Origin of the sequence: Pseudoduganella buxea, assembly GCF_009720835.1 — a bacterium.
Taxonomy (GTDB): Bacteria; Pseudomonadota; Gammaproteobacteria; order Burkholderiales; family Burkholderiaceae_D; genus Rugamonas; species Rugamonas buxea.
Genome location: NZ_WNKZ01000007.1, coordinates 1 through 22,090 on the forward strand (window position 1 = coordinate 1; position 22,090 = coordinate 22,090).

General features: G+C 64.4%; 21 protein-coding genes and 1 tRNA gene. 7 read left to right on the forward strand and 15 right to left on the reverse strand.

The annotated features are described in order from the left end of the window. Positions 1–174: 174 nt before the first annotated feature. The 6 genes from GM672_RS04165 to GM672_RS04190 all read right to left on the reverse strand — a co-directional run bounded on the left by GM672_RS04165 (position 175) and on the right by GM672_RS04190 (position 6,089). Complete coding sequence (locus tag GM672_RS04165) at positions 175–723, reverse strand: PEP-CTERM sorting domain-containing protein (RefSeq protein WP_155469272.1); 549 nt, start codon at positions 721–723, stop codon at positions 175–177. Positions 724–875: 152 nt separating this feature from the next. Further along, on the reverse strand, positions 876–1,424 hold the full coding sequence (locus GM672_RS04170) for a PEP-CTERM sorting domain-containing protein (RefSeq protein WP_155469273.1): 549 nt from the start codon (positions 1,422–1,424) through the stop codon (positions 876–878). Positions 1,425–1,634: 210 nt separating this feature from the next. Further along, entirely contained in the window at positions 1,635–2,519 is an 885-nt protein-coding gene (locus GM672_RS04175; protein ID WP_155469274.1) for an SMP-30/gluconolactonase/LRE family protein, read from the reverse strand. Continuing rightward, positions 2,519–4,093, reverse strand: a complete 1,575-nt coding sequence (locus GM672_RS04180) for an aldehyde dehydrogenase (NADP(+)) (RefSeq protein ID WP_155469275.1) — start codon at positions 4,091–4,093, stop codon at positions 2,519–2,521. Before GM672_RS04180 ends, GM672_RS04175 begins: the two co-directional genes overlap by 1 nt. A 189-nt stretch (positions 4,094–4,282) precedes the next feature. Beyond that, complete coding sequence (gene kdgD / locus GM672_RS04185; protein ID WP_155469276.1) at positions 4,283–5,194, reverse strand: 5-dehydro-4-deoxyglucarate dehydratase; 912 nt, start codon at positions 5,192–5,194, stop codon at positions 4,283–4,285. Between the two features lie 163 nt (positions 5,195–5,357). Next, positions 5,358–6,089, reverse strand: a complete 732-nt coding sequence (locus GM672_RS04190; protein WP_155469277.1) for a FadR/GntR family transcriptional regulator — start codon at positions 6,087–6,089, stop codon at positions 5,358–5,360. Positions 6,090–6,255: 166 nt separating this feature from the next. Here GM672_RS04190 and GM672_RS04195 point away from each other — a divergent pair, with 166 nt between their 5' ends. The 4 genes from GM672_RS04195 (at position 6,256) to GM672_RS04210 (ending at position 9,230) form a co-directional block, all read left to right on the forward strand. Continuing rightward, positions 6,256–6,612: a hypothetical protein gene (locus GM672_RS04195; RefSeq protein ID WP_155469278.1), complete on the forward strand. Its 357-nt coding sequence runs from the start codon at positions 6,256–6,258 to the stop codon at positions 6,610–6,612. 76 nt (positions 6,613–6,688) lie between these two features. Continuing rightward, the gene (locus tag GM672_RS04200) at positions 6,689–7,459 is read left to right on the forward strand and encodes a DeoR/GlpR family DNA-binding transcription regulator (RefSeq protein ID WP_170299923.1); all 771 of its coding nucleotides are present in this window, start codon (positions 6,689–6,691) and stop codon (positions 7,457–7,459) included. Then, positions 7,456–8,616: an MFS transporter gene (locus GM672_RS04205; protein ID WP_155469280.1), complete on the forward strand. Its 1,161-nt coding sequence runs from the start codon at positions 7,456–7,458 to the stop codon at positions 8,614–8,616. Before GM672_RS04200 ends, GM672_RS04205 begins: the two co-directional genes overlap by 4 nt. Before the next feature lie 161 nt (positions 8,617–8,777). Then, on the forward strand, positions 8,778–9,230 hold the full coding sequence (locus GM672_RS04210; protein ID WP_155469281.1) for a hypothetical protein: 453 nt from the start codon (positions 8,778–8,780) through the stop codon (positions 9,228–9,230). Between the two features lie 46 nt (positions 9,231–9,276). Here the strand turns inward: GM672_RS04210 and GM672_RS04215 are convergent, their stop codons facing one another. Together GM672_RS04215 and GM672_RS04220 are read right to left on the reverse strand one after the other, a co-directional pair. Further along, positions 9,277–10,116 (reverse strand): universal stress protein, encoded by an 840-nt coding sequence (locus GM672_RS04215; RefSeq protein ID WP_170299924.1) that lies wholly within the window; start codon positions 10,114–10,116, stop codon positions 9,277–9,279. Positions 10,117–10,508: 392 nt separating this feature from the next. Further along, positions 10,509–10,593 (reverse strand) — tRNA-Leu (locus GM672_RS04220). 135 nt (positions 10,594–10,728) lie between these two features. Between GM672_RS04220 and GM672_RS04225 the strand changes: the two genes are divergently transcribed. From GM672_RS04225 to GM672_RS04235, 3 genes are all read left to right on the forward strand, one after another. After that, a complete protein-coding gene (locus tag GM672_RS04225; RefSeq protein ID WP_155469283.1) occupies positions 10,729–12,690 on the forward strand; it encodes an APC family permease in 1,962 nt (653 codons plus the stop codon). Positions 12,691–12,765: 75 nt separating this feature from the next. After that, entirely contained in the window at positions 12,766–13,521 is a 756-nt protein-coding gene (locus GM672_RS04230) for a DUF6445 family protein (RefSeq protein ID WP_155469284.1), read from the forward strand. Positions 13,522–13,769: 248 nt separating this feature from the next. Further along, positions 13,770–14,225, forward strand: coding sequence for a hypothetical protein (locus GM672_RS04235; protein ID WP_155469285.1), 456 nt, complete (start codon positions 13,770–13,772; stop codon positions 14,223–14,225). Between the two features lie 76 nt (positions 14,226–14,301). On the opposite strand, the gene GM672_RS04240 is transcribed toward GM672_RS04235, so the two are convergent. From GM672_RS04240 to GM672_RS04270, 7 genes are all read right to left on the reverse strand, one after another. Continuing rightward, positions 14,302–16,215, reverse strand: a complete 1,914-nt coding sequence (locus GM672_RS04240) for an AAA family ATPase (protein ID WP_155469286.1) — start codon at positions 16,213–16,215, stop codon at positions 14,302–14,304. A gap of 324 nt (positions 16,216–16,539) precedes the next feature. Beyond that, positions 16,540–17,343: a substrate-binding periplasmic protein gene (locus GM672_RS04245; RefSeq protein WP_155469287.1), complete on the reverse strand. Its 804-nt coding sequence runs from the start codon at positions 17,341–17,343 to the stop codon at positions 16,540–16,542. 116 nt (positions 17,344–17,459) lie between these two features. Further along, positions 17,460–19,172: an ArnT family glycosyltransferase gene (locus tag GM672_RS04250; protein WP_155469288.1), complete on the reverse strand. Its 1,713-nt coding sequence runs from the start codon at positions 19,170–19,172 to the stop codon at positions 17,460–17,462. 81 nt (positions 19,173–19,253) lie between these two features. Continuing rightward, positions 19,254–19,523: a type B 50S ribosomal protein L31 gene (locus GM672_RS04255; RefSeq protein ID WP_155469289.1), complete on the reverse strand. Its 270-nt coding sequence runs from the start codon at positions 19,521–19,523 to the stop codon at positions 19,254–19,256. Between the two features lie 199 nt (positions 19,524–19,722). Further along, entirely contained in the window at positions 19,723–20,985 is a 1,263-nt protein-coding gene (rho, locus tag GM672_RS04260) for a transcription termination factor Rho (RefSeq protein WP_134385353.1), read from the reverse strand. A gap of 137 nt (positions 20,986–21,122) precedes the next feature. After that, entirely contained in the window at positions 21,123–21,449 is a 327-nt protein-coding gene (gene trxA / locus GM672_RS04265; protein ID WP_155469290.1) for a thioredoxin TrxA, read from the reverse strand. 218 nt (positions 21,450–21,667) lie between these two features. Then, positions 21,668–22,090, reverse strand: coding sequence for a response regulator (locus tag GM672_RS04270; protein WP_155469291.1), 423 nt, complete (start codon positions 22,088–22,090; stop codon positions 21,668–21,670).

The window sequence follows — 22,090 nt, forward strand, 5'->3', positions numbered from 1 at the left end:
CTGGGCTGGATTCACGGGCTCGACTGTCGGCACCTGAGCACGCCGCAGCAATTTTTACGGGCTGCATTGTTCCCGGCAGGAAGCTAAATGCCGGTGAGACAGTTCACCGCGACCGGGTGACAGCGCCAAAAAAAAGCCCGCCGGAATGTGCGGGCTGGCAACAACGCGGGACGGTCAGCCGCGCTTGCGGCGCGAGAACGCCAGCAGGCCGGCCAGGCCCAGCCCCAGCATGGCGTATTGTTCCGGTTCCGGCACGGCGGCCGTGGCCGACAGGACATAAGTCTGGGTTTCCGCGGTCCAGCGGTAGCCGTAGTAATAGCTGTTGCCCCACATGCTGCTGAACGAATTGCTGTAAGACACTCCGGTATTCCACGACTCCGAACGATAGAACATTTCGTCATGCACGGCATACTCGGCCTGGAAGATTGGCGCACTGCCCGGCGTGTAGGAGAAGCTGCTCAGGCAGGTGAAGACCGGATAATCATCGCCGCAGCCAGTGCCATAAATCGACCCCGCCTGGAAATACACCACTTCGTCAAGTGAATAACTGCCATCGTTGTTCAGGTCGTCGACGCTGAAGAATGCCTGCAGTCGGCCATTCGGGTCGAAGGTGTTGGTCCGCTCATTAATGAAGCCCTTGAAGACGACCTGCAGGTCCTTCACTTCCGCATGGGCAAGGGTGCACGCGCCCAGCGCGCCCACGACGATCAGTTGCTTTAACATATTATCCTCGGTTAATTTAAGTGGAAGAATAGGTGTCTAGAAACAGGTGTCTGACACCGGAGTGGCAGTGAATCGGCACCGGGTTGCGGCGGCCGGCCACGGCGCGATAAAACGCCCGCCGAAATAGGCGAGCTGGCAGCAACGCGGGATGATCAGCCGCGCTTGCGGCGCGAGAATGCCAGCAGGCCGGCAAGGCCCAGTCCCAGCATGGCGTATTGTTCCGGTTCCGGCACGGCGGCCGTGGCCGACAGGACGTAGGCCTTGGTTTCCGGCGTCCAGCGGTAGCCGAGGTAGTAGCTGTTGCCCCACTCGCTGCTGAACGAATTGCTGTAGGATACCCCGGTATTCCAGGACTGTGAAATGTAGAAGAATTCGTCATGCACGGCATACTCGGCCTGGAAGGTTGGCGCATTGCCCGGCGTGTAGGAGAAGCTGCTCAGGCAGCTGTAAACCGGATACTGTTCGCCGCAGCCAGGGCCAGTAATCGACCCCGCCTGGAAAGACAGCACTTCGTCGAGCGAATAATTGCCATCGTTGTTCAGGTCGTCGACGCTGAAGAATGCCTGCAGTCGGCCATTCGGGTCGAAGGTGTTGGTCCGCTCATTAATGAAGCCCTTGAAGACGACCTGCAGGTCCTTCACTTCCGCATGGGCCAGGGTGGAGGCGGCGAGTGCGCCCACGACGATCAGTTTCTTTAACATATTATCCTCGGTTGATTATTGTGAGATAAAGCGCTGCGCCGAAGATATTAACACCCTGTTAGCTAAATAATATCAGGTTGTTGTAACAAGATCGCCTTGGTTTTTAAATGCAAGTTGGGGGGGATTTGACATTGTGGAATCATCGAGGTGGCCAGCGAATAAAAAAGCCCCGGTAGGCGACTACCGGGGCTTCAAAAATGGAACCTGCTGTCAGAACGCGCAGGGCGCATCAGCCAGGCCCTGCACGCCCGGGCGCAGCAGGATGACGGCGCCGCCCCATTCGGCGTCTTCCGGCTTGCCCGAGACGATCGACGTGACGATCAGCGTCTTCAAGTCGTCGCCGCCGAAGGTGCACATCGACGGCTTCGCGAACGGCACGTCGATGCGGCGATCGAGCTTGCCGCTTGGGGTGAAGCGCAGCAGGCAGCCGGCGTCGTTGGCGCAGGTCCAGTAGCAGCCGTCGGCATCGACGACGGCGCCGTCGGGCCGGCCCACGTGACCGGCCAGGTTCGCGAACACGCGCCGGTTCGACGGCACGCCACTGGCGACGTCGTAATCGAAGGCCCACACGAGGCGGCTCTTCGGATGCGAGTCCGACAGATACATGGTGCGGCCATCGGGCGACCAGGACAGGCCGTTCTGCGTCAACAGGCCATCCACCACGGGCGCCGACAGGCCGTTCGCATCGTAGCGGTACAGGCGGCCGACATCCTTCGCCGCCGCCATGTCCATGAACATGGTGCCGCTCCAGAACCTGCCCTGCCGGTCGGTGCGCCCGTCGTTGAAGCGCATGCCTTCGCCCAGCGCCTCGGGTTTGCCCAGCAAGGTGACGGCGACGCTGCCGTTGTCGAACAGGTCGACGTCGTACATGCCCGTCTCCATGCCCGCGATCAGGCCACCCCGTGCGCGGGGCGCCACGCAGGCCGGCATCTCGGGCGTGTCCCACGCGCGCGTCTTGCCGGCGGCATCGAGCCGCCAGATGCGTTTCGCGGGAATGTCGACCCAGTGCCAGGCCCTGGCCAGTGCGTCCCACGCCGGGCTTTCGCCCGTCGTGCAACGCACGCCGTCGATGCGTTCGATCGACGGGTTGGCCATTACTTCAGCACCAGTTCGCCGTCGACAACGCGCGGGATGCCCAGCGGGTTGTCGCTTGCCAGCGCGGCCGGCAGCAGTTCGGCCGGCACGTCCTGGTAGGAGACGGGACGCAGGAAGCGATCGATCGCCGAGGCGCCGACGGACGTCGAACGGCTGTCCGACGTGGACGGGAACGGTCCGCCGTGGACCATCGCGTGGGCCACTTCGACACCGGTACCGAAGCCGTTGAACAGGATGCGGCCGGCCTTGCGTTCCAGGGTCGGCAGCAGTTTTTTCGCGATGGCGATGTCCGCGCCCGTTGCGTGCACGGCGGCCGTCAACTGGCCTTCCACGTGTTCGGCCACGTCGACCAGTTGCGACTCGCTGTGGCAGCGGATCAGCAGCGAGCAGGGTCCGAAGATCTCGTCCTCCAGCTCCGGCTTGGCCAGGAAGGTGGCCGCGTCGGTGCTGTACAGCGCAGCGACGGCGCCGCACGGGTTGTTGGCTGTCTGGCCTTGCGCCAGCAGGGTCACGCCTTCGACGGCGCCCAGCCTGGCCACGCCGCTGTTGTAGGCCTGGTGGATGCCTGGTGTCAGCATCGTTGCCGCGCCCTTCGCCTGCAGGGCCGCCACGGTCCCTTCCAGGAACTTGTCCAGCGCCGGCGACTCCAGCGCGATCAGCAGGCCCGGGTTGGTGCAGAACTGGCCGGCGCCCATCGTCAGCGAATCGGCGAACTGCTGCGGCAGTTTTTCGTTCGCCAGCGCGCCTTCGAGCAGGAACACGGGATTGATGCTGCTCATTTCCGCATACACGGGAATCGGCTCGGGGCGGGCCGCCGCCGTCTTCATCAGCGCGATGCCGCCGGCGCGCGAACCGGTGAAGCCGACCGCCTTGATGTGCGGGTGGCTGACCAGGTTCTGGCCGATGGTCTGGCCCGCGCCGATCAGCATCGAGAACACGCCTTCGGGCAGGTCGCAGTCGATGGCGGCCTGCTGCACGGCTTTCGCCACCAGCTCGGACGTGCCCAGGTGGGCCGAGTGGGCCTTGACGACGACGGGGCAGCCGGCAGCCAGGGCCGACGCGGTATCGCCGCCGGCCACGGAGAAGGCCAGGGGGAAGTTACTGGCGCCGAAGACGGCGACAGGGCCCAGGCCGATCTTGCGCAGGCGCAGGTCCGGGCGCGGGGCCGGCGCGCGGTCCGGCAGGGCCGAGTCCAGGGTAGCGGACAGGTAGCGGCCGTCGCGTACGACCTTCGCGAACAGGCGCAGCTGGTTGCAGGTGCGACCGCGCTCGCCTTCCAGGCGCGCTTGCGGCAGGCCGGATTCCTGCATGGCGCGTTCGATCAGGGTCGGGCCGATGTCCATGATACGGTCCGCGATCGTCTCGAGGAACCTGGCGCGCTGCTCCGGCGTCGTCTCGCGGTAGCGGTCGAAGGCCTGCCAGGCCAGCGTGCAGGCCTGTTCCAGTTCCGCGTTTGACGCCAGGCCGAAGGCCGGTTCGATCTGCTCGTTGCGCGAAGGGTCGATGGCCTTGACTGTGCCTTCCTTGCCCAGCACGGCCGAACGGCCGATGATCATTTCACCTTTGACTTGCATGTGTTCTCCTTTTGCTGCGCGCCGTGCGCGCATCGGTTGTTCCGGCAAGCAGAATGCACGAATGCGGGCGCCGGGGCCCGCATCGATACTGCAGCATTTCCGGAAGCTGCCGCCGGCAGCTTCCCATTTTCGTATTACTGCGGGCCCTGGGCACGCATCAATTTTTCCAGCATTGCAAACTCTTCTGTATTACTGCGGGCCCTGGGCACGCATCAGTTTTTCCAGCATCTCGAATTCTTCCGGCGTCAGGTCCGTCAGCGGTGCGCGCACGGGGCCGGCATCGTAGCCGGCGATCTTCGCGCCTGCCTTGACGATCGACACGGCATAGCCGGCCTTGCGGTTACGGATGGCCAGGTATGGCAGGAAGAACTCGTCCAGCAGGCGGTTCTGCGTGACGTGGTCGTCGGCCGCCACGGCGTGGTAGAAGTCCATCGCCAGCTTCGGCATGAAGTTGAATACGGCCGACGAGTAGACCGGCGTGCCCAGCGCCTTGTAGGCAGCGGCGTAGACTTCCGCCGTCGGCAGGCCGCCCAGGTAGCTGAAGCGGTCGCCCATGCGGCGCCAGATCGACACCATCAGTTCGATATCGCCGATGCCGTCCTTGAAGCCGATCAGGTTCGGGTTGCGGTCGGCCAGGATCTCCAGCGAATCGGCCGTCAGGCGGCAGGCGCCGCGGTTATAGACGACGACGCCGAAGTCGACGGATTTGCACACTTCCTCGACGTGGCGGATCAGGCCATCCTGGCTCGCTTCGGTCAGGTAGTGCGGCAGCAGCAGCACGCCTTGCGCGCCGATCTTCTCCGCTTCCTGCGCGTAGGCGATGGCGGCGCGGGTCGGGCCACCGGCACCGGCCAGGATCGGCACCTTGCCGCGGCAGGTGTCGACGGCGGTCTTGATGATGTCCGTGTATTCGTTCGGAGTCAGCGAGAAGAACTCGCCCGTGCCGCCGGCGGCGAACAGCGCGGAGGCGCCGTAGGGCGCCAGCCATTCCAGGCGCTTGGCATAGGTGTCCGCGCGGAAGTCGCCATTGGCGTCGAAGTCCGTGACAGGGAAGGACAGCAGGCCATGGGACAGGACGGTTTGGAGTTCTTTCGGTTGCATGTGTCTCTCGCTTCTCTCAAATAGATGGATCAATCAGGGAGTGACAGGCGCTGGGCCAGTCGTTGTATGACATCGTACAACCTAAAGCGAAGCGGAGCAAGCGTTTTGGGCCGCAGCAGGATGTTTCCTGAAAAATGGGGTCTGTCCCCATTTTTCTGGCAACTTATGCGGCGGCGGTTTCGGCCTGGGCCTTGCGCAGGCGTTCGCGGCTGTTGGACAGGTGGGTGCGCATGGCGGCGCGGGCACCTTCAGGATCGCGGCGCAGGATGGCGTTGTAGATTTCCTCGTGCTCGCGGTTGACCCGTTCCAGGTAATCGGCCGGGTCGGCGTGGGCCAGCTGGGCCGAGTTGATGCGGGCGCGCGGTATGATCGTCGTGCCCAGGTGGGTCAGGATGTCGACGAAGTAGCGGTTGCCCGTGGCCTGGGCGATCAGCAGGTGAAAGCGCACGTCGGCCTCGACGGAGGCGCCTTCCAGAATGCGCTGCAGGGCCTCGCCCATTTCCTGCATCTGCTCTTCGGTACGGCGCGAAGCGGCCAGCCATGCCGCTTCCGTCTCCAGGCTGATGCGCAGTTCCAGGATGGCCAGCACGTCGCCGATGGTGCGGATGGTGTCGGCCGAGATGCGCAGCGGCTGGGCTGGCGGCTCCAGCACGAAGGTGCCGATGCCGTGGCGGGTTTCCACCAGCGCTGCGGCCTGCAGGTGGGAAATGGCCTCGCGCACGACGGTGCGGCTGACGCCATGCAGTTCCATGATGACCGATTCCGTAGGCAGCTTTTCGCCCGGCTTGAGCACGCCGTCGCGAATGCTGGCGCTGATGCTCTCCACGACGCCCTGGGCAAGATTGCGGTGGCGCTTCTTCGGCGGCGTAACGATGGGGGCGGTCAATTCGGTCATGCGGGGCGTTCAGGTCAGGGAAGTGCTGATTATAGCAGCAGCGCCAATGGTCCTATCTGGTTGTACGATGACCCCGCAGGAATGTAGAAAACGCGTGCCCTCGGAATCTGCTGATATACTGTATAAACATACAGTATTATTTCTGACTGGCACTATGAGAATCAAAATGGTCAAACTGCGCATGGGCGGCATCTCGCTGCCCAGCCGTGTCCTCGGCGACCGGTCCGCGCCCCGCTTCGGCGAATTGCGCATCCTCGACACGGACGACCAGGGGCTGCGCCGCCCCGTCAAGCTGGCGCGGCTGATGGAACACGGCTCGCAGGTGATCCGCGAGACCTTGCTGGAGCCCCGCATCCTGTGGTGCGGCGACGGCCGCTTCACGTTGACGGGTTTCGAGCGCATCCGCAACCGCAATGGCGAAATCGTCGAGTATGCCCAGTCGTGGCTGTGCGAGATCGACTTCAGCCCGCCGCCCGAACCGCCGCGCGACACCTTGCGCGCCGCGCCCTACAAGGATCGTTGATGCGTGTTTTTGCGTTTATATTGCATGTTTGTGCGGGTTTGTGTACGCTGGCGTCACCTGAACAATGGAGCGCCCCATGCAACTGGCCGAGGAACGACGCCGACTGATCATCGAAGCGGTCGAGCAGGAAGGAAAGGTACTGGCCGCCGCGCTGGCGCAGCGCCTGAACACTTCTGAAGACACCATCCGGCGTGACTTGCGCGAACTCGACCTGGCGGGGCGCCTGCGCCGCGTGCACGGCGGCGCCGTGCGGCGGGCGGCGGGCGAGGCCCACTTCGGCCAGCGTGAAGGCGCGGACCTGCAACGCAAGGCGCTGCTGGGCGAGGCGCTGCGAACCCTCGTGCAAGCCGGCGACACGGTACTGATCGACGCCGGCTCGACCAACCTGGCGCTGGCCCGCCTGCTCGACGATGGCTGCGCGGCGGCCATCGTCACCAACAGCCCCCATATCGCGCTGGCGCTGGGCGAATTTCGCCGCACCCGCGTGATCCTGCTGGGCGGCACATATCACGGCCAATGCGGCGCCGTGCTGGGCGCCCGCACCCTGGCGGACATCGAACAGCTGCGCGCGGACCTGTGCATTGTCGGCCTGTGCGGCGTCGATGCGGGCCGGTTGGGCGCCTCGGACGGCGAGGAAGCCGTGCTCAAGCGCGCCATGCTGGCCAGCAGCAGCCGGCGCGCGGCGGCCGTGCTGAACGAGCGCCTGGGCGCGTCGGCCCCGTTCACGCTCGGCACGCCGGCCGAACTGGACTACCTGGTGCTGGAAGCGGACGCACCGGCGGACCTTGCCGCCGCCATACGCGACGTAGCCGGCGGCCCGGAACTGCTGCGCGCGGAGGCAAAATGAACCACGCCCTCAACAACCTCGGGGCCGCGCGCTGGGCCATCTCCGCCATTTTCTTCCTCAATGGTGCCGGCATCGGCCTGTGGGCCGCGCACGTGCCCGTCGTGCAGGCCCGCGCCGGGCTCGATACGGGCGTGCTGGGCATGTTGCTGCTGACCATCGCCGCCGGTGCCATGGCGGCCATGCCGGTAGCCGGCTGGCTGACGACGCGCTGGAGCACGCGCCGCGCGACGATCTGGTCCACCGCTGCCTTCGCGCTGGCGATACCGCTGCTGGTCGGCACGTCCGACGTCTCCCTGCTATTCGCGGCCGCCTTCGCTTTCGGTGCCAGCAACGGCGCGCTGGACATCTCGATGAACGCCAACGCCAGCGAGGTGGAAACGGCGCGCGGCACGCCGACAATGTCCTCGTTCCACGCATTCTTCAGCCTGGGGGGACTGGTGGGCGCCGGCGTCGGCGGCCTGGCCGTCGAGCACGGTTTCGGCGACGGCCGCGGTGCCTTGGTGCTGAGCGTGGCCACTGTCATCGCGCTGCTGGTCAGCGCCCCACGTATCCTGCCGGCGCCGGCACACAAGGAAGAGGGCGCCAGCAGCCACTTTGCCCTGCCGCGGGGCCCGGCCCTGCTGCTGGGTTTGCTGGCGCTGCTGTGCATGGCTGTCGAAGGCGCGCTGGTGGACTGGAGCGCGCTGCTGCTGACGGAGCGCACGGGTGCCACGGCAGCCTCGGCGGCGCTGGGCTATTCCGCCTTTTCGATTGCCATGGCGGCCTGCCGCTTTGCCGGCGACCGCCTGACGGTGCGCTTCGGCTCGCCGACCCTGATGGTGGTGGGCGGCGTCTCCATGCTGCTGGGCCTGCTGCTGGCCGTCGTCAGTACGCACTACGCGTTGTCGGCCGTGGGCTTCGCGCTGGTGGGCCTGGGCGCGGCCAATGTCGTGCCCCTGATCTTCGCGGCCGCCGCGCGCATTCCCGGCATGTCGGCCGGCGGCGGCGTCGCCACGGCGGCCACGGTGGGCTACACGGGCCTGCTGCTGGGCCCGCCCGTCATCGGCTGGATCGCCGCCCACACGAGCATCGCCGTCGCGCTGGGTGCGCTGTCGCTGGCGGGCGCCGTCATCGCGCTGAACGCGGGCATCGTGCGGGGTGCCGGCAGCCACCACTGACCAGGGCGCTTCAAGCCTTGGTTCCACCGATCGGCGCCGTGCTTGAGGGGCGCCAGCGGCCGGCCGCCAAGTGATTGCGCCCCCGCCCGCCATTGCTATGCTCAACAGGAGACAGCAACCGGAGGAGGGCATCATGAGGAGGGCACCATGAGGAGGGCATCATGACACCGCAGCAGGCAGCGCACATCATCGAGCAACTGGCGCTGGGCACGGACCCGCGCAGCGGCGCCACCCTGGCCGAAGGCGACGCCTGCACGGCCCCCGAGGTCATTCGCGCACTGTTCCTTGTGCGCAATGCGCTGCGGGCCGAGCCGCCACCCGAACCGGCCCGGGCCGCGCGCAAGGGCCCCGTCGTGCGCAACGGCGTGGCCCTGCCGAACGTGGGCAAGAAGTGGACGGGCGACGATGTGGATACCCTGCTGCAGCAGTTCGAAGCGGGCACGCCGTTGACGCAGATCGCCACCCAGCTGGGCCGCACGGACGGCAGCATTGTCGCCCGGCTCGTGCATGCGGGCCTGTTGCCGGACCGGGACCTGGGATATGCGATGTTGAAGGGGCAAAAGCAGGGTGGGGCGGGCGGGCAGGAGCGTCCCGGCGATATATCGAGAGGTTAAAGCGCCCTGGTCACCGTTCCCGACGGTTGGCCGCTGTCCTGCCCGGCTAATGGGCCATCAGCACGGGCAAGGTCATCGACTGCAGGATCGTTGCCGTCACACCGCCGAGCAGCAGTTCCCTGAAGCGGGCATGGCCATACGCACCCATGACGAGCAGGCCGGCCGATTCGTCGGCCGCAAACGACAGCAGCGCCTGGGCCACGTCGTCGCCACCGTCACGCGCCGCAACGGTGGCGCCGATGCCATGCCGGCCCAGGTAGCGGGCGATATCGGCCGGCTCCGCGACCCAGGCCGCGGCGCCCGGCTGGCCCGGGTCGCCCAGCATGACGATCGTGACCTGCCGCGCCAGCCGCAGCAGCGGCAGGGCGAACACCAGCGCCCGGTTCGCTTCCGGGCTGCCATCCCATGCGACCAGGGCCTTGCCGTCCGGCTGGAACTGGGCGCCGATGTCGGGCAGCACCAGCACGGGCCGGCCGCTGCGCAGCAGCACGTGCTCGGCCAGGTCGAGCCGCGACCCCGGCACGGCCGGCGCGTGGGACGACTGCCCCAGCACGGCCAGGTCGCAGCATGCTGCCCGCGCCACCAGGCCATCAGCCTCCTGGTCGTCGATCAGCACGCGCTCGGTCGTGGCCACGCCCGCCGCGCGGGCAATCGCCTCGAACCGGTCCAGCTGTGCGCCGGCCTGGCTGCGCAAGCGCGCGCACCTGGCCGCCACCGCTGGCGCATCGAGAACCGGATTACCCGGCTCCACGAAGCGCGAGATGCCCGTCAGCGCCGTACCCACAAGGTGGGCCGGAAAAGCGGCCGCCAGGCGGGCAGCAATGCCGATGCGGATCTCGGACGACATATGCGCATCGGCATGAACGAGTATGGTCTTGTAGTCCACGGTCCACTCCCCGCGGCAGGCGCCGCATGCATCCAGGGCGGCTACACCGCCGATGCTTCCAAGGTATCGACGCAACACAGCCGGCGCCATGCGCCAGATCAAATGTGCCGACGTTCACAGGGCTGGCAAGTGCAGTGCGGCCGGTCGGCTTGAAGGCTCGTCCTTGCCGCGTCGGACGTTGCGGGTGCCTCCGGGTGCGGACAGCAAAGAACCCGCGATGCCTTGGGCATGCGGATTTCGAGCCTCGGTGGTCTGCGGGGTGCGGCAGCCGGGCGTCGAAAACTCCTGAGCGCTGCTACTGCTTCACCAGAAAGCTTGCGACAACAAAAAAACCGCCATGCCATGAACATGCGGGTTCTGAGTGTTGGATGATGCGATGTGATCCTGGTGCGTGGTGCCGGGAACCGGAATCGAACCGGTACGCCTTGCGGCGCGGGATTTTGAGTCCCGTGCGTCTACCTATTCCGCCATCCCGGCGACGCGCCGTGCATTATCACTGATTTGCCCAGCTGGGGCAACCCTGCAACAGACTTATCGATCAGGCAAGGGCGGGCGGGTCGATGGCGTATCATCTCGGCTGGCTCGTTATGTGCCGCTGGGCGGCAATCACGCATGAAAAACAACAAGATCCGCGAAATCATCTTGGGCAAGGCCCTCGACCCGATGGCCAGCGAGACGCGCCATTCGATGGCGCTGGTGGCCTTCCTGGCCTGGGTCGGCCTGGGTGCCGACGGCCTGTCCTCGTCCGCTTATGGACCCGAGGAAACCTTCAAGGCGCTGGGCGCGCATACGCACCTGGGGCTGTACATGGCCATTGCCACGGCCGTTACCGTCTTCATCATCGCCCTGGCATATAACCAGGTGATCGAGCTGTTTCCCACGGGCGGGGGTGGCTACCGCGTGGCGACCAAGCTGGTGGGGCCTTACCTGGGGCTTATTTCGGGCTGCGCGCTGATTCTCGACTACGTACTGACGATCGCCATTTCCATCGCTTCCGGTGTCGATGCGCTGGCGTCCTTCCTGCCGTTGTGGTTCCAACCTTACAAATTATCCGCCGAGGCCTTCTTTATCGGCCTGCTGATCGTGATGAACCTGCGCGGGCTGAAGGAGGCCATCACGATCCTGCTGCCGATCTTTATCGGCTTCGTGCTGACCCACCTGGTGCTGATCGTGTACGGTATCGCGGCCCATGCGTCCTACCTGCCGGACCTGGTGCCGGCGACCTTGAACGAAACCACCGACCTGGCCGGCTCGATCGGCTGGGCCGGCGTGGCGGGCATGCTGCTGCTGGCGTATTCGCAGGGCGGCGGCACGTACACGGGACTGGAGGCCGTGTCGAACAACGTCAACCTGCTGGCCGAGCCGCGCGTGCGCACCGGCAAGATGACGATGCTGTACATGGCCCTGTCCCTGGCCGTGACGGCCAGCGGCATCATCCTGCTGTACCTGCTGTGGGATGCCTCGCCCATTGCCGGCGAGACCCTGAACGCCACCACCTTCCGGCGCATCATCGAGAACGCCAATCCGGGCGGCGACGTGGCCAACCAGATCATGCTGGCCGTCGTGCTGGCCTTCGAAGCGGGCCTGTTGTTCGTGGCCGCCAACACGGGCTTCCTGGGCGGCCCGTCGGTGCTGTCGAACATGGCGGCCGATTCGTGGGTGCCGCACAAGTTCCGCTACCTGTCGACGCGCCTGGTGACGCAGAACGGCATCCTCGTGATGGGCATCGCGGCGCTGGCGATCCTGTTCTGGACGGGCGGCAGCGTCACCTTGCTGGTGGTGCTGTACTCGATCTCCGTGTTCCTTACCTTCGCCATTTCCCTGTTCGGCCTGTGCCTGTACTGGTTCCGCAACCGCAGGAAGGGCACCTATTGGCTGCGCCGCCTGCTGTTGTCGGCGGTGGGCTTCCTCATCTGTGCAGGCATCCTCGTGATCCTGCTGGTCGAGCGCTTCGCCCAGGGCGGCTGGGCCACGGCCGTCATCATCGGTGCCATTGCCGGGATGTGCATCCTCATCCGAAAACACTACCGGGAAACCAAGCAGGCCATCCACTCGGTCGACGAAGTGTTCGCCACCCAGCCTTTCGGACCGAACCGCGAGCCGGTGGAGCCGAACCCGGATGACCAGACCGCCGTGTTCATCGTCGGCACGTCGCGCGGCGGCGGCCTGCATGCGCTGCTGTGGGTGCAGCGCATGTTCCCCGGCCACTTCAAGAACTTCCTGTTCGTGAACGCCCGCACGGTCGATTCGCATGCCTATGGCGGCGAAGGGGCGATGGACAAGATGCGCGAGGAGGCGGCCGCGACCCTGGAATACTTCGTCGACTTCTGCCATAGCCACGGCATGGCGGCCTCGTCTTACTTGGGCTTCGGCACGGATGCCGTCGACGAGGTGACGCGCCTGTGCGAGGAAATCAGCCGCGAATTCCCCCATGCGATCTATTTCACCAGCAAGCTGATCTTCGCCAGCGACAACTGGATGATCCGCATGCTGCACAACCAGGCCTCCCTGGCTGTGCAGCGGCGTTTGCACCTGGAAGGCTTGCAGATGGTGATCCTGCCGATGAAGGTATAAGCAGCAAGGTATAAGCAGCAGCGTTTTACCCAGTACGTCCCGTCAATTCGCATCGACCCGCACAAGGCCAGGAACATGTCCACATCGCTACTGCCCGAACCTCCCGCCGGCAATCCGCCGCCCTTGCTGAACCCGCATCCGCACGTCAGCATCGTGCCGATCTTCGATGGCCACCAGTGCGTCGTCATCGATGACTTCATGCTGGCGCCCGAAGCGCTGGTCGATTTCGCGGCAGCGAACCACGCGTTCTTCGCGAAGGCGCCGGGCAACTACTACCCGGGCCCGGAATTGCCGCTGGGCGGCGCGATGGCGGCACGTATCCACGACAGCTTCCTGCTGCATGCCCGCGCGCCGCTCAAGGTGCGGCGGGTCGCCAGCATGGCAAGCCGCCTGTCGCTGGTGACGCAGCACCCCGACCAGTTGCTGCCGGGTCAAAGAGTGCCGCACCGGGATACCGCCGGCCTGCCGGCAGGGCAGGAAATGGCGGCCATGGTGCTGTATCTTTTCAAGGATGTGCGCTTTGGCGGCACCAGCTTTTTCAAGCCCAAGGTGCCGCTGCAGGAGATCACGGCGCTGCTGCATGACATGCGGCGCCAGGAGCGCTCTGGCGAAGCAGCCACGGCGGACGTGCCGTCCACGTATGCGATCGGTTCGACGCGCTACTTCGAGAAAATACTGACGATACCGCCGCGCTTCAACCGGGCGATTTTCTACAATGGCGGGCTGTTCCACTCGGGTGACGTGCACTCTCCCGAACTGGTGGTGAACGATCCCAGCCAGGGACGCCTGACGGTCAATGCCTTCTTCCACGTGCGCATGGCCAATACCTGACGCGATGCGCTTTCCCATGAGGTAAGGTTCGGCCCTGCCCGGTGGAATGCCGCCGACGCGCTGAACAGGGCCGCCAGCGCCGCGCCACAGCCATATGCAGTCCAACCCGTATCTCCGCGTTCTGTCCCCGCAAACCTGCGCTTCGTCACTTCCCGCTCCCTTTGCGCCGGTTCGTTTGCTACCTTGTCATTGTTGCCGCACATTACATAGAGGCCGCAACGACCCTGGCAAACCCTTCGGAGAAACAAATGAACAAAATCCTCATCAGTGCAGGTGTCGCGCTTTCCATCGTCGTGGCCGGCCTGGCGCCCGCCATGGCCCAGGTGAACGAGCCCAGCGTGCCCGTGCCGGCACCGGCCCGCGCCACCGCCACCTATGACCTGAAAGCCCACGAGTTCGACGATTACGCCTACAGCTACCGCCTCAGCAACGGTCAGGTGGCCGAATTCACCGAACAGAACAATCGCTACTTCGTCGTCGTGCGCAACCATGCGTCGGGCCAGGCAGTGCAGGCGCTCAACGCCAGCCGCAGCCGGCCGGTGCAGTTGCTGGCCGTTGGGCCAGGCCGCTTCGTCACGCGCGGCGGCGTCGAGATGAGCTTTGCCAACGACGGCGACATGGTGACGATCGCCAACTTCGAGCGCCTGCCGGCCGCCAAGGTGGCCATGGCCGATGCCGGCAAGCCGGTGGTGGCGTTTCGCTGACGCGGATGCGGCGGCCAAAGAAAAAAGGCCCGCTGCGAAGCGGGCCCATTTTCGTCATGCGTGACGGTGTGGAAGTTTATGCGGCCAGGCGCAGCGGTACCGGGTCGAGGCGCTCGTGCAGCAGTTCGAACACGTCGTCCTTGGTCAGCACATAGCGTTCCATCAGCACGTCCTTCAACGATTCCATCACGTCGCGGTAGTCGCTGATCGAATTCAGGGTCAGGCTGTACAGCTCGTCGGCCTTGGCTTCCAGCTGCACCAGCGTGTGCTCGCCGCTGTTGTCGTTCTTGAACTGGCTGTAGTCCAGTTTGGAACGGGAATACATCGACAGGCGGTTGACCATCGTGTCCAGCATCGACGTGGCCTTCTGGATGTCGTTCTGGCTGCCCACGGAAATGCCGCGGGCGCCGTAGAACAGTTCCTCGGCCGCGACGCCGCCGTACAGCTGCATGACGTCGCGTTCCATTTCTTCCAGCGTGCGCAGCGACATGTCGTCGCCGGCGGACAGTACATAGCCCAGCGCATTGAGTTTCGACACGGATTCCGTGCTGATCTTCAGCAGGTGCGACTTTTCCTTCACTTCATCGAGCGTCAGGCCGGCCCGCAGGTAAGGATCGATCTGCATGAAGAAGTGGCCCAGTTCGTGCAAGGCGATGCGTTCGCGCTGGCGCGTCTTCTCGGCCGTCGTGGCGCGGTCCGTCAGGCCGATGGTGGCGCGCTCGAAGGCGCGGAACATCAGGTCCGTGTTGATGACGGTCTTGTCCTGGATCGACAGCAGCGAGGCGCGGTCGACGACGGTTTCCAGCAGGGCAGGGCTGAGGTTGGCGGTGATCTCGGCGACCTGCGACAGGTTCATGTCGTTCCAGTCGACCAGGCCGTCTTCCTTGCGCTTCAGGAAAGAGCGCAGCAGTTCCTCGCGCTCGGCCTTGTTCGGCAGGCGGAAGTTGATCTTGACGGAGAAGCGGCGCAGCATCGCTTCGTCCATCTGCGAATTGTTGTCGTCGAAGTTCGACGCCACCACCCAGATCACGCCCTTGCCTTCGTCGCTCTTGACGCCGTCCAGCAGGCCCAGCAGGGTGTTGGCCGTGTCGTCTTCCCATTTCTTTTCGCCACGACCGCGTGGCATGAACAGGGCTTGCGCCTCGTCCAGGAAAATAATGCAGTTGCCGCGGGCGGCAGCCTTGCGGTACAGCGCGTTCAGGGCCTTCGAACCGCCGCCGATATAACCGGATTCCAGCGCCGAGCCGGAGGCCGAGATCAGCGGATAGCCCAGGCGCTTGGCCAGGTAGCCTGCCAGTTTGGTCTTGCCGGTGCCGGCGGGGCCCGTCAGCATCACGTTGAAAGGCTTGTCGATATTGTGCTGCTTGTACACGGCACGGTTGCGGATCATGTCTTCCAGGTGCAGTACTTCCTGCTTGATGTCTTCCATGCCGATCAGGTCGTCCATCGAGCCCTTCAGCTTGTCCGGCGTGATGACGGAAGCGGACATGCCCATGCCGGGAATGCCGAACTTCAACACGAACAGCAGCACGGTGATCAGGAAGATATCGAAGGCATGGCGGCGCACGAAGGAGGTCACGGTGGCCATCGTGCCGCCGTCGTCCTGCAGCACGGCTTTATGCGAGGCCAGGAACTCTTCCTTGGCGATGGCGTACGGCAGGCTGTTCTTCAGCAGCACTTCGCGCTCCAGGCTCAGGTGGGATGTGCTGGGCACTTTCACCACGTGCAGCTGGGCCGAATCCTTGAACTTGTAGATATAGCGGGGGGCATCCGACAGGGGGCGGGCGATCAGCAGGTAGTCGAGCTTCTCGCGCTGGGCCACCAGGGCCGTGATCTCCGAGATGTTCTGCGAACGCACGACAGGGCTGCCATCCTGCGCCGTCTCATTGCTGAGGATCGCAAAGGCAACGACTGCCACTGCCAGGATCACCAGGGAGACGCGCACCCAGGTGTTCTTGAGAGCAAGCTGAAGTTTGTAGAGATTGAACATGGGCAGACTCAATAAGTGACAAGCAATAAACGGATGTCGGGCACAACGGGCGGGCTGGGGCGCGTGGGCGCGGCGCTTCAGCACAGACCTCGGATTCCAGCAGATGCAGATTGGGGCACCACCGGGAAGTTGCGTGTCGCAGATGCATGGACGCTGCTTGGGGGGCAGCTTTTGTTCCGATAAGGGCTTGTCCCTTAATGCCGAGCGGCAACGTAGCGTATATGTGGACTATACCGGCCTGCACAAGCTTTGTCTTTAGTTTCCTCAAGAAAAGACAATGCCCCGCAACACGTTTTTCAACTTGTCTAGCCCCTTTGGCAAGGCCTATTTTTTCGGGCTTAGATGGTCGTATTGGCGGTCGATACGGGTCAGGCTGCCGTCCGCGCGCATGCCCTCGAAGACGGTATTGAGACGCTCGACGAGAGCATCGGGGACGCTGGGATTGCAGGCCAGATAGAGCTCGACCTTGTTGAACACCAGCACGGGAACAATCTTGCCGTTCAAGGTGAGCTTCTCGAGGATATTGCTGTCGGCGCGGGTGGCGATGGCCCACAGGTCGATACGGTTGAGCAGCAGTTTTTGCTGGTTCGACATATCGTTCAAGGTGGCGTCGACATTGAAGCCCCGGTCGCGCAGGTATTCGCCGCGGGCATCGCCGGTGTAGGAACCGATGCGCAGGGGGCGGGCGTCCTCCAGCGTGCGCAGCTGGAACTTGTGGCCGGCGCGGCCCAGCAGCAGCCATTCCGTGCGGTTGATCGGCCCCACCCATTTGAACAGGGCTTCCCGCTCGGGCGTGCGCGACGTGGAATAGACGCAGGTGAGCGGATCGCGCACGGCCATGACATAGGCCCGCTTCCACGGCAGGATTTCAATGCGGTAGGGAACGCCGGCACGCTGCAGCAGCAGGCGCATCTTGTCGGTCTGGTAACCGACCGGCTTGCCGTCGACGATCATGCTGGACGGTGGCGTGTGTTCGCCCGTGATGACGAGCGCGGGCCAGGCCGTATCCGCCGGGGCAGTCGCGGCCGAAACAAAGGCGGAGCCCGTACGCGGGGCGGCAGCCGGCCCGCTGGCAGAGGCAGGAACGGCTGCGAGAAGTAATGCAAGGGCCGCTGCCGCTGTCCACATGATCATTCACCAAAGCAAGATACGCTTCAGCATAGCGGATCGACTGGCAAGCAGCAAGCGAGGCGGCCCGTCAGCTTTGACAGGTGTTGCCTGCCCGCCGCGCGCCGTCCAGGACATCAAGGCAGGCGGCGCATCAGGCGGAAGCGCTCGCTGCGGTCGCTGGCGCGGCGGCCTTCCCACAGCACGGTCCATTTGCCGGGCGGCGGCGCCACGCGCACGGGGCCACGCACATTGTCCTGCCACAGCAACAATTTGCAGTCCCGTTCACCGGCGCGGCTGAACGGCAGCTTGCCGTAGTAGGCGAACGAGGCGCGCTGGGCCGGGCCGGCATTGCTGGCGATGCAATCGGTATCGGGCGGCAGGGCCGCCGCCACCTGGCCCGCCACCGTGGCGTAGCTCTTGCTGTAGTTGGTGTGCGGCAGGAACAAGGTCATCAACAGAATCCAGATGACGATCACGCCGCCGGAAGACAGCACGACGGCCCGCCACAGCACGGATGGGCGGCGCGACACGCGCCAGTGCACCAGCAGGAACCAGCCCAGGGTGGCACCAGCGGCGACGACCGTGGCCAGCCAGTTTACTTCCGGCACATAGCCGGGCAACAGCTTGAGCACGTTGCGCGCCAGGCGCGGCGGCCAGCCCGTCAGCTGGGCATACCAGAACAGCCACAGCACGGCCGCGCCCAGGGTCAGCACCATCACGGAGAACCAGTCGATGGCGTTGATGGCGCCCCGCTGCACTGTCAGCAGGCCGAACGCGGCCATGATGGCCAGCGGCGGGATCAGCATCAGCAACTGGCCGTGCTCGGGCGCCGGGTGCAGCATCAGCAGCACGGTGGCGATGGCAACGAAGGTCGTCGGCACAACGATATGCAGCAGGTTGCTCTGGCGCCGCCACGCATAGCCGGCCCACAGGGCGAACGGCCAGGCCGGCCAGAAGAACCAGACGCCGTCGCGCAGGAAGATCTGCAGCGCCCGCAGGCTGGGCAAGGCCACCTGCGTGCCGTTCCAGGCCACCCAGGCCGCCAGCGGCGACTGGCCGTAGGGCTGGGTCAGCAGGGCCGGGACTACCCACGGCAGGGTAACGACGGCGGCCACCAGCAGCGACAGCAGCAGGTGCGACAGCGCCCGCACGGCCGGCATGGCGAGAAAGCGGGTGCAGATGAACAGGGCCACCAGCAGGGCCGCCGGCGGCACCCACCCGCGTGTCAAGGTCATCAGGCCCAGCGCCAGGCCGATCAGGGCCGCATTGCGCATACTGGGGCGTTCCATGTAGCGCACCGAGCGGTACAAGGTCAGCGCCAGCAGCGCCGTCAGCAGTGGTTCGGCCGTCGTCTCATGGCTGTGCTGCAACAGGCCCAGGCAGCCCAGGTAGATCAGCAGGGCGGCGTCGGCCAGCGTACGACCGAAGTCGTCCGGCTCGGGCTGGCCGCCGAAGGCCAGCTTCAAGGGCTGTGCCTCGGGCCGCCGCCCAAGGTTGAAGGTGGTGTACCACAGCGACAGGGCGCCCAGCAGGAAGATGAAGACCGTGACCACGCGCGCGCCCAGCACGTCGCCCAGCACGGGACCGAACAGCTTGATCGACAGCGCCCCCAGCCAGAACGCCAGCGGGCCTTCCTCGGGCATCGCCATGCCGGCGATATTCGGCCACAACCAGTCCTGCCAGGCGCCGTGCGCCATCGTCCACATGACGCCGAAGCTGGCCGCATCGTCGTTCTTCCACGGCTCGCGCCCGATCAGTCCCGGCAGGATGTACAGCAGGGCCAGGGCAAACATGGCCCAGCGCGGCAGCGCGAGGGTGGCGGAGGCAGGCAGGCGGACTGGCTTCATCGACAGGATGCTTTATGGAAGAAACAGGAAGTGTAATAAAAAAGGCAGCCGCAGCTGCCTTTTTTTCGTTCTGGAGGTCGATTAACCTGCAGCGACGGCGGTCTTCGAACCGACTTTGCCGAACTTCTGGCGGAACTTTTCCACGCGACCGGCGGTGTCGACGATCTTGTGCTGACCCGTGAAGAACGGGTGCGATTCCGACGAAACCTCGATCTTCACCAGCGGGTATTCTTTACCGTCGAGGGTAATTTTCTCGCGGGTCTGGATGGTCGAACGGGTAACGAACTTGAAGTCGCACGACAGGTCGTGGAACACAACTTCGCGGTAATCTGGATGGGTATCAACTTTCATGGGGCACTCTCGGTTAGGTTGGTAGCCAAACAGCACTTCGTCGGTCGTACAGCTTCGTGACCCGATTGCCGCTCACTTGCCAGGGTTAAAAACAGCCGTGGATTATACACCGTCCACATAAAAAAAATGGGGACGGACCCCATTTTCCAAGAAAGATTTCCCGGAAAATGGGGTCTGTCCCCATTTTTGCAGCAACTTTTTAGCCGCCTCTGCGCATCATGTCGAAGAACTCGGTGTTCGTCTTCGTGGCGCGCATCTTGTCGAGGATGAATTCCATCGCTTCGATCTCGTCCATCGAGTACAGCAGCTTGCGCAGGATCCAGATCTTCTGCAGCTGGTCCGGCTTGATCAGCAGTTCCTCGCGGCGCGTGCCGGATTTGTTCAGGTTGATGGCCGGGTAGACGCGTTTTTCCGCCAGGCGGCGCTCCAGGTGCACCTCCATATTGCCGGTACCCTTGAATTCCTCGTAGATCACGTCGTCCATGCGCGAGCCCGTTTCGATCAGCGCCGTGGCGATGATGGTCAGCGAGCCGCCTTCTTCGATGTTGCGGGCGGCGCCGAAGAAGCGCTTCGGACGCTGCAGCGCGTTGGCGTCGACACCACCGGTCAGCACCTTGCCGGAGGCCGGGATGACGGTGTTGTAGGCACGGGCCAGGCGGGTGATCGAATCCAGCAGGATGACGACATCCTTCTTCATCTCGACCAGGCGCTTGGCCTTTTCCATCACCATCTCGGCGACCTGCACGTGACGCGTGGCCGGTTCGTCGAAGGTCGAGGCGACCACTTCGCCGCGCACCGAGCGCTGCATCTCCGTCACTTCTTCCGGACGTTCGTCGATCAGCAGCACGATCAGGGTGACGTCAGGGTGGTTGGCCGTGATGGCGTGGGCGATATGCTGCAGCATCACGGATTTGCCGGACTTGGGCGAGGCCACCAGCAGGCCGCGCTGGCCCTTGCCGATCGGTGCGATCAGGTCGACGATACGGCCCGTGATGTTTTCCGCGCCGTTCATCTCGCGTTCCAGGCGCAGCGGCTCGTTCGGGTGCAGCGGCGTCAGGTTCTCAAACAGGATGCGGTGCTTCGAGGCTTCCGGCGATTCGCCATTGACCTTGTCTACCTTGACCAGTGCGAAATAGCGCTCGCCGTCTTTCGGCGTGCGCACTTCGCCTTCGATCGAATCGCCCGTGTGCAGGTTGAAGCGGCGGATCTGGGAAGGCGAAATATAGATGTCGTCCGTGGAGGCCATGTAGCTGGCGTCGGGCGAGCGCAGGAAGCCGAAGCCGTCGGGCAGCACTTCCAGGGCACCGTCACCGAAGATCTGCTCGCCGGACTTGGCGCGCTTCTTCAGGATGGCGAACATCAGTTCTTGCTTGCGCAGGCGCGCAGCATTGTCGATATCCAGACCGATAGCCATTTCCAGCAACGCCGAAACGTGGAGGGCCTTTAATTCAGATAGATGCATAGGTGTTTGAGTGTCCCGTGACGGGAAAGTAGGGTAGGGGAGGGAACTGCGTGGACTAAGTTATCAAAAAGGGACGGGCTGGAGCCTCAATCCCTGCCAGGCAGGCAGTGCTGCGGGCGCAACACCGCCTATATTACTCAAATATTGCTGTCGATGAAAGAGGTCAGTTGGCCTTTTGCCATCGCGCCCACTTTCTGTGCCGCTGGAACGCCGTTCTTGAACAGAATCAGGGTCGGAATACCACGAATACCGAACTTGCCCGGCACGGCCTGGTTGGCGTCCACATCGAGCTTGGCGATGGTCAGCTTGCCGTCGTATTCCTTGGCCACTTCTTCCAGGATCGGGGCGATGCTCTTGCAGGGACCGCACCATTCGGCCCAGAAATCGACCAGCACGGGACGATCCGACTTCAGCACGTCCGCTTCGAACGATGCGTCGGTAATGTGTTTGATGTTTTCGCTCATGTTTTTTGCCTCTTCGGGAGGTTGGATTAAGTTTGCCCATGGATGGCACCAAGCCATGCCGCTGGAGAACGGGTCTCCCGCGTCGTCGCCCGGCCGCTTCATAAGCGGCAGATGGTGATGACGTGCGCTAATTCAATGACAGGTTGCTAGGGAAGCGCTGAGTTGAACAAATCAGCGGTTCCCTTAGGGAATCAGGCAGGAATGGATCAAATAATAACCTATTTTCCCGTGCCGTGTGCCGCCGGTCCGGTACGGGCCCGCCGCGTCGCCAGGGCCAGCAGGTCCGCCAGTTCGGCCCGTGCCACCGGCTTGGTGCAGGCCCCCAGGATCGTCAGGCCCTGTGCCATGGCCAGGGTCTCGGCCGCGCGCAGGATGCCGCTGTCCATGCCGGAGAGCAGGATGACGGTGCCGCGAAAGTGGATCTCGGCCGCCGCGCGCAGGAATTCGATGCCATCCATCTCCGGCATGGACAGGTCGCAAACCAGCAGTTCGGGCTGGAACGCGGGCAGGACCGTCAAGGCCTGGCGGGCGTCGCTTTCGCCGTGCACATTGTCGTAGCCCAGGCCGTTCACGATATCGGTCAGCAGTTCCAGCATGAAGGCATCGTCGTCGAGCAGCAGAATCTTGAGGGAAGTATCCAT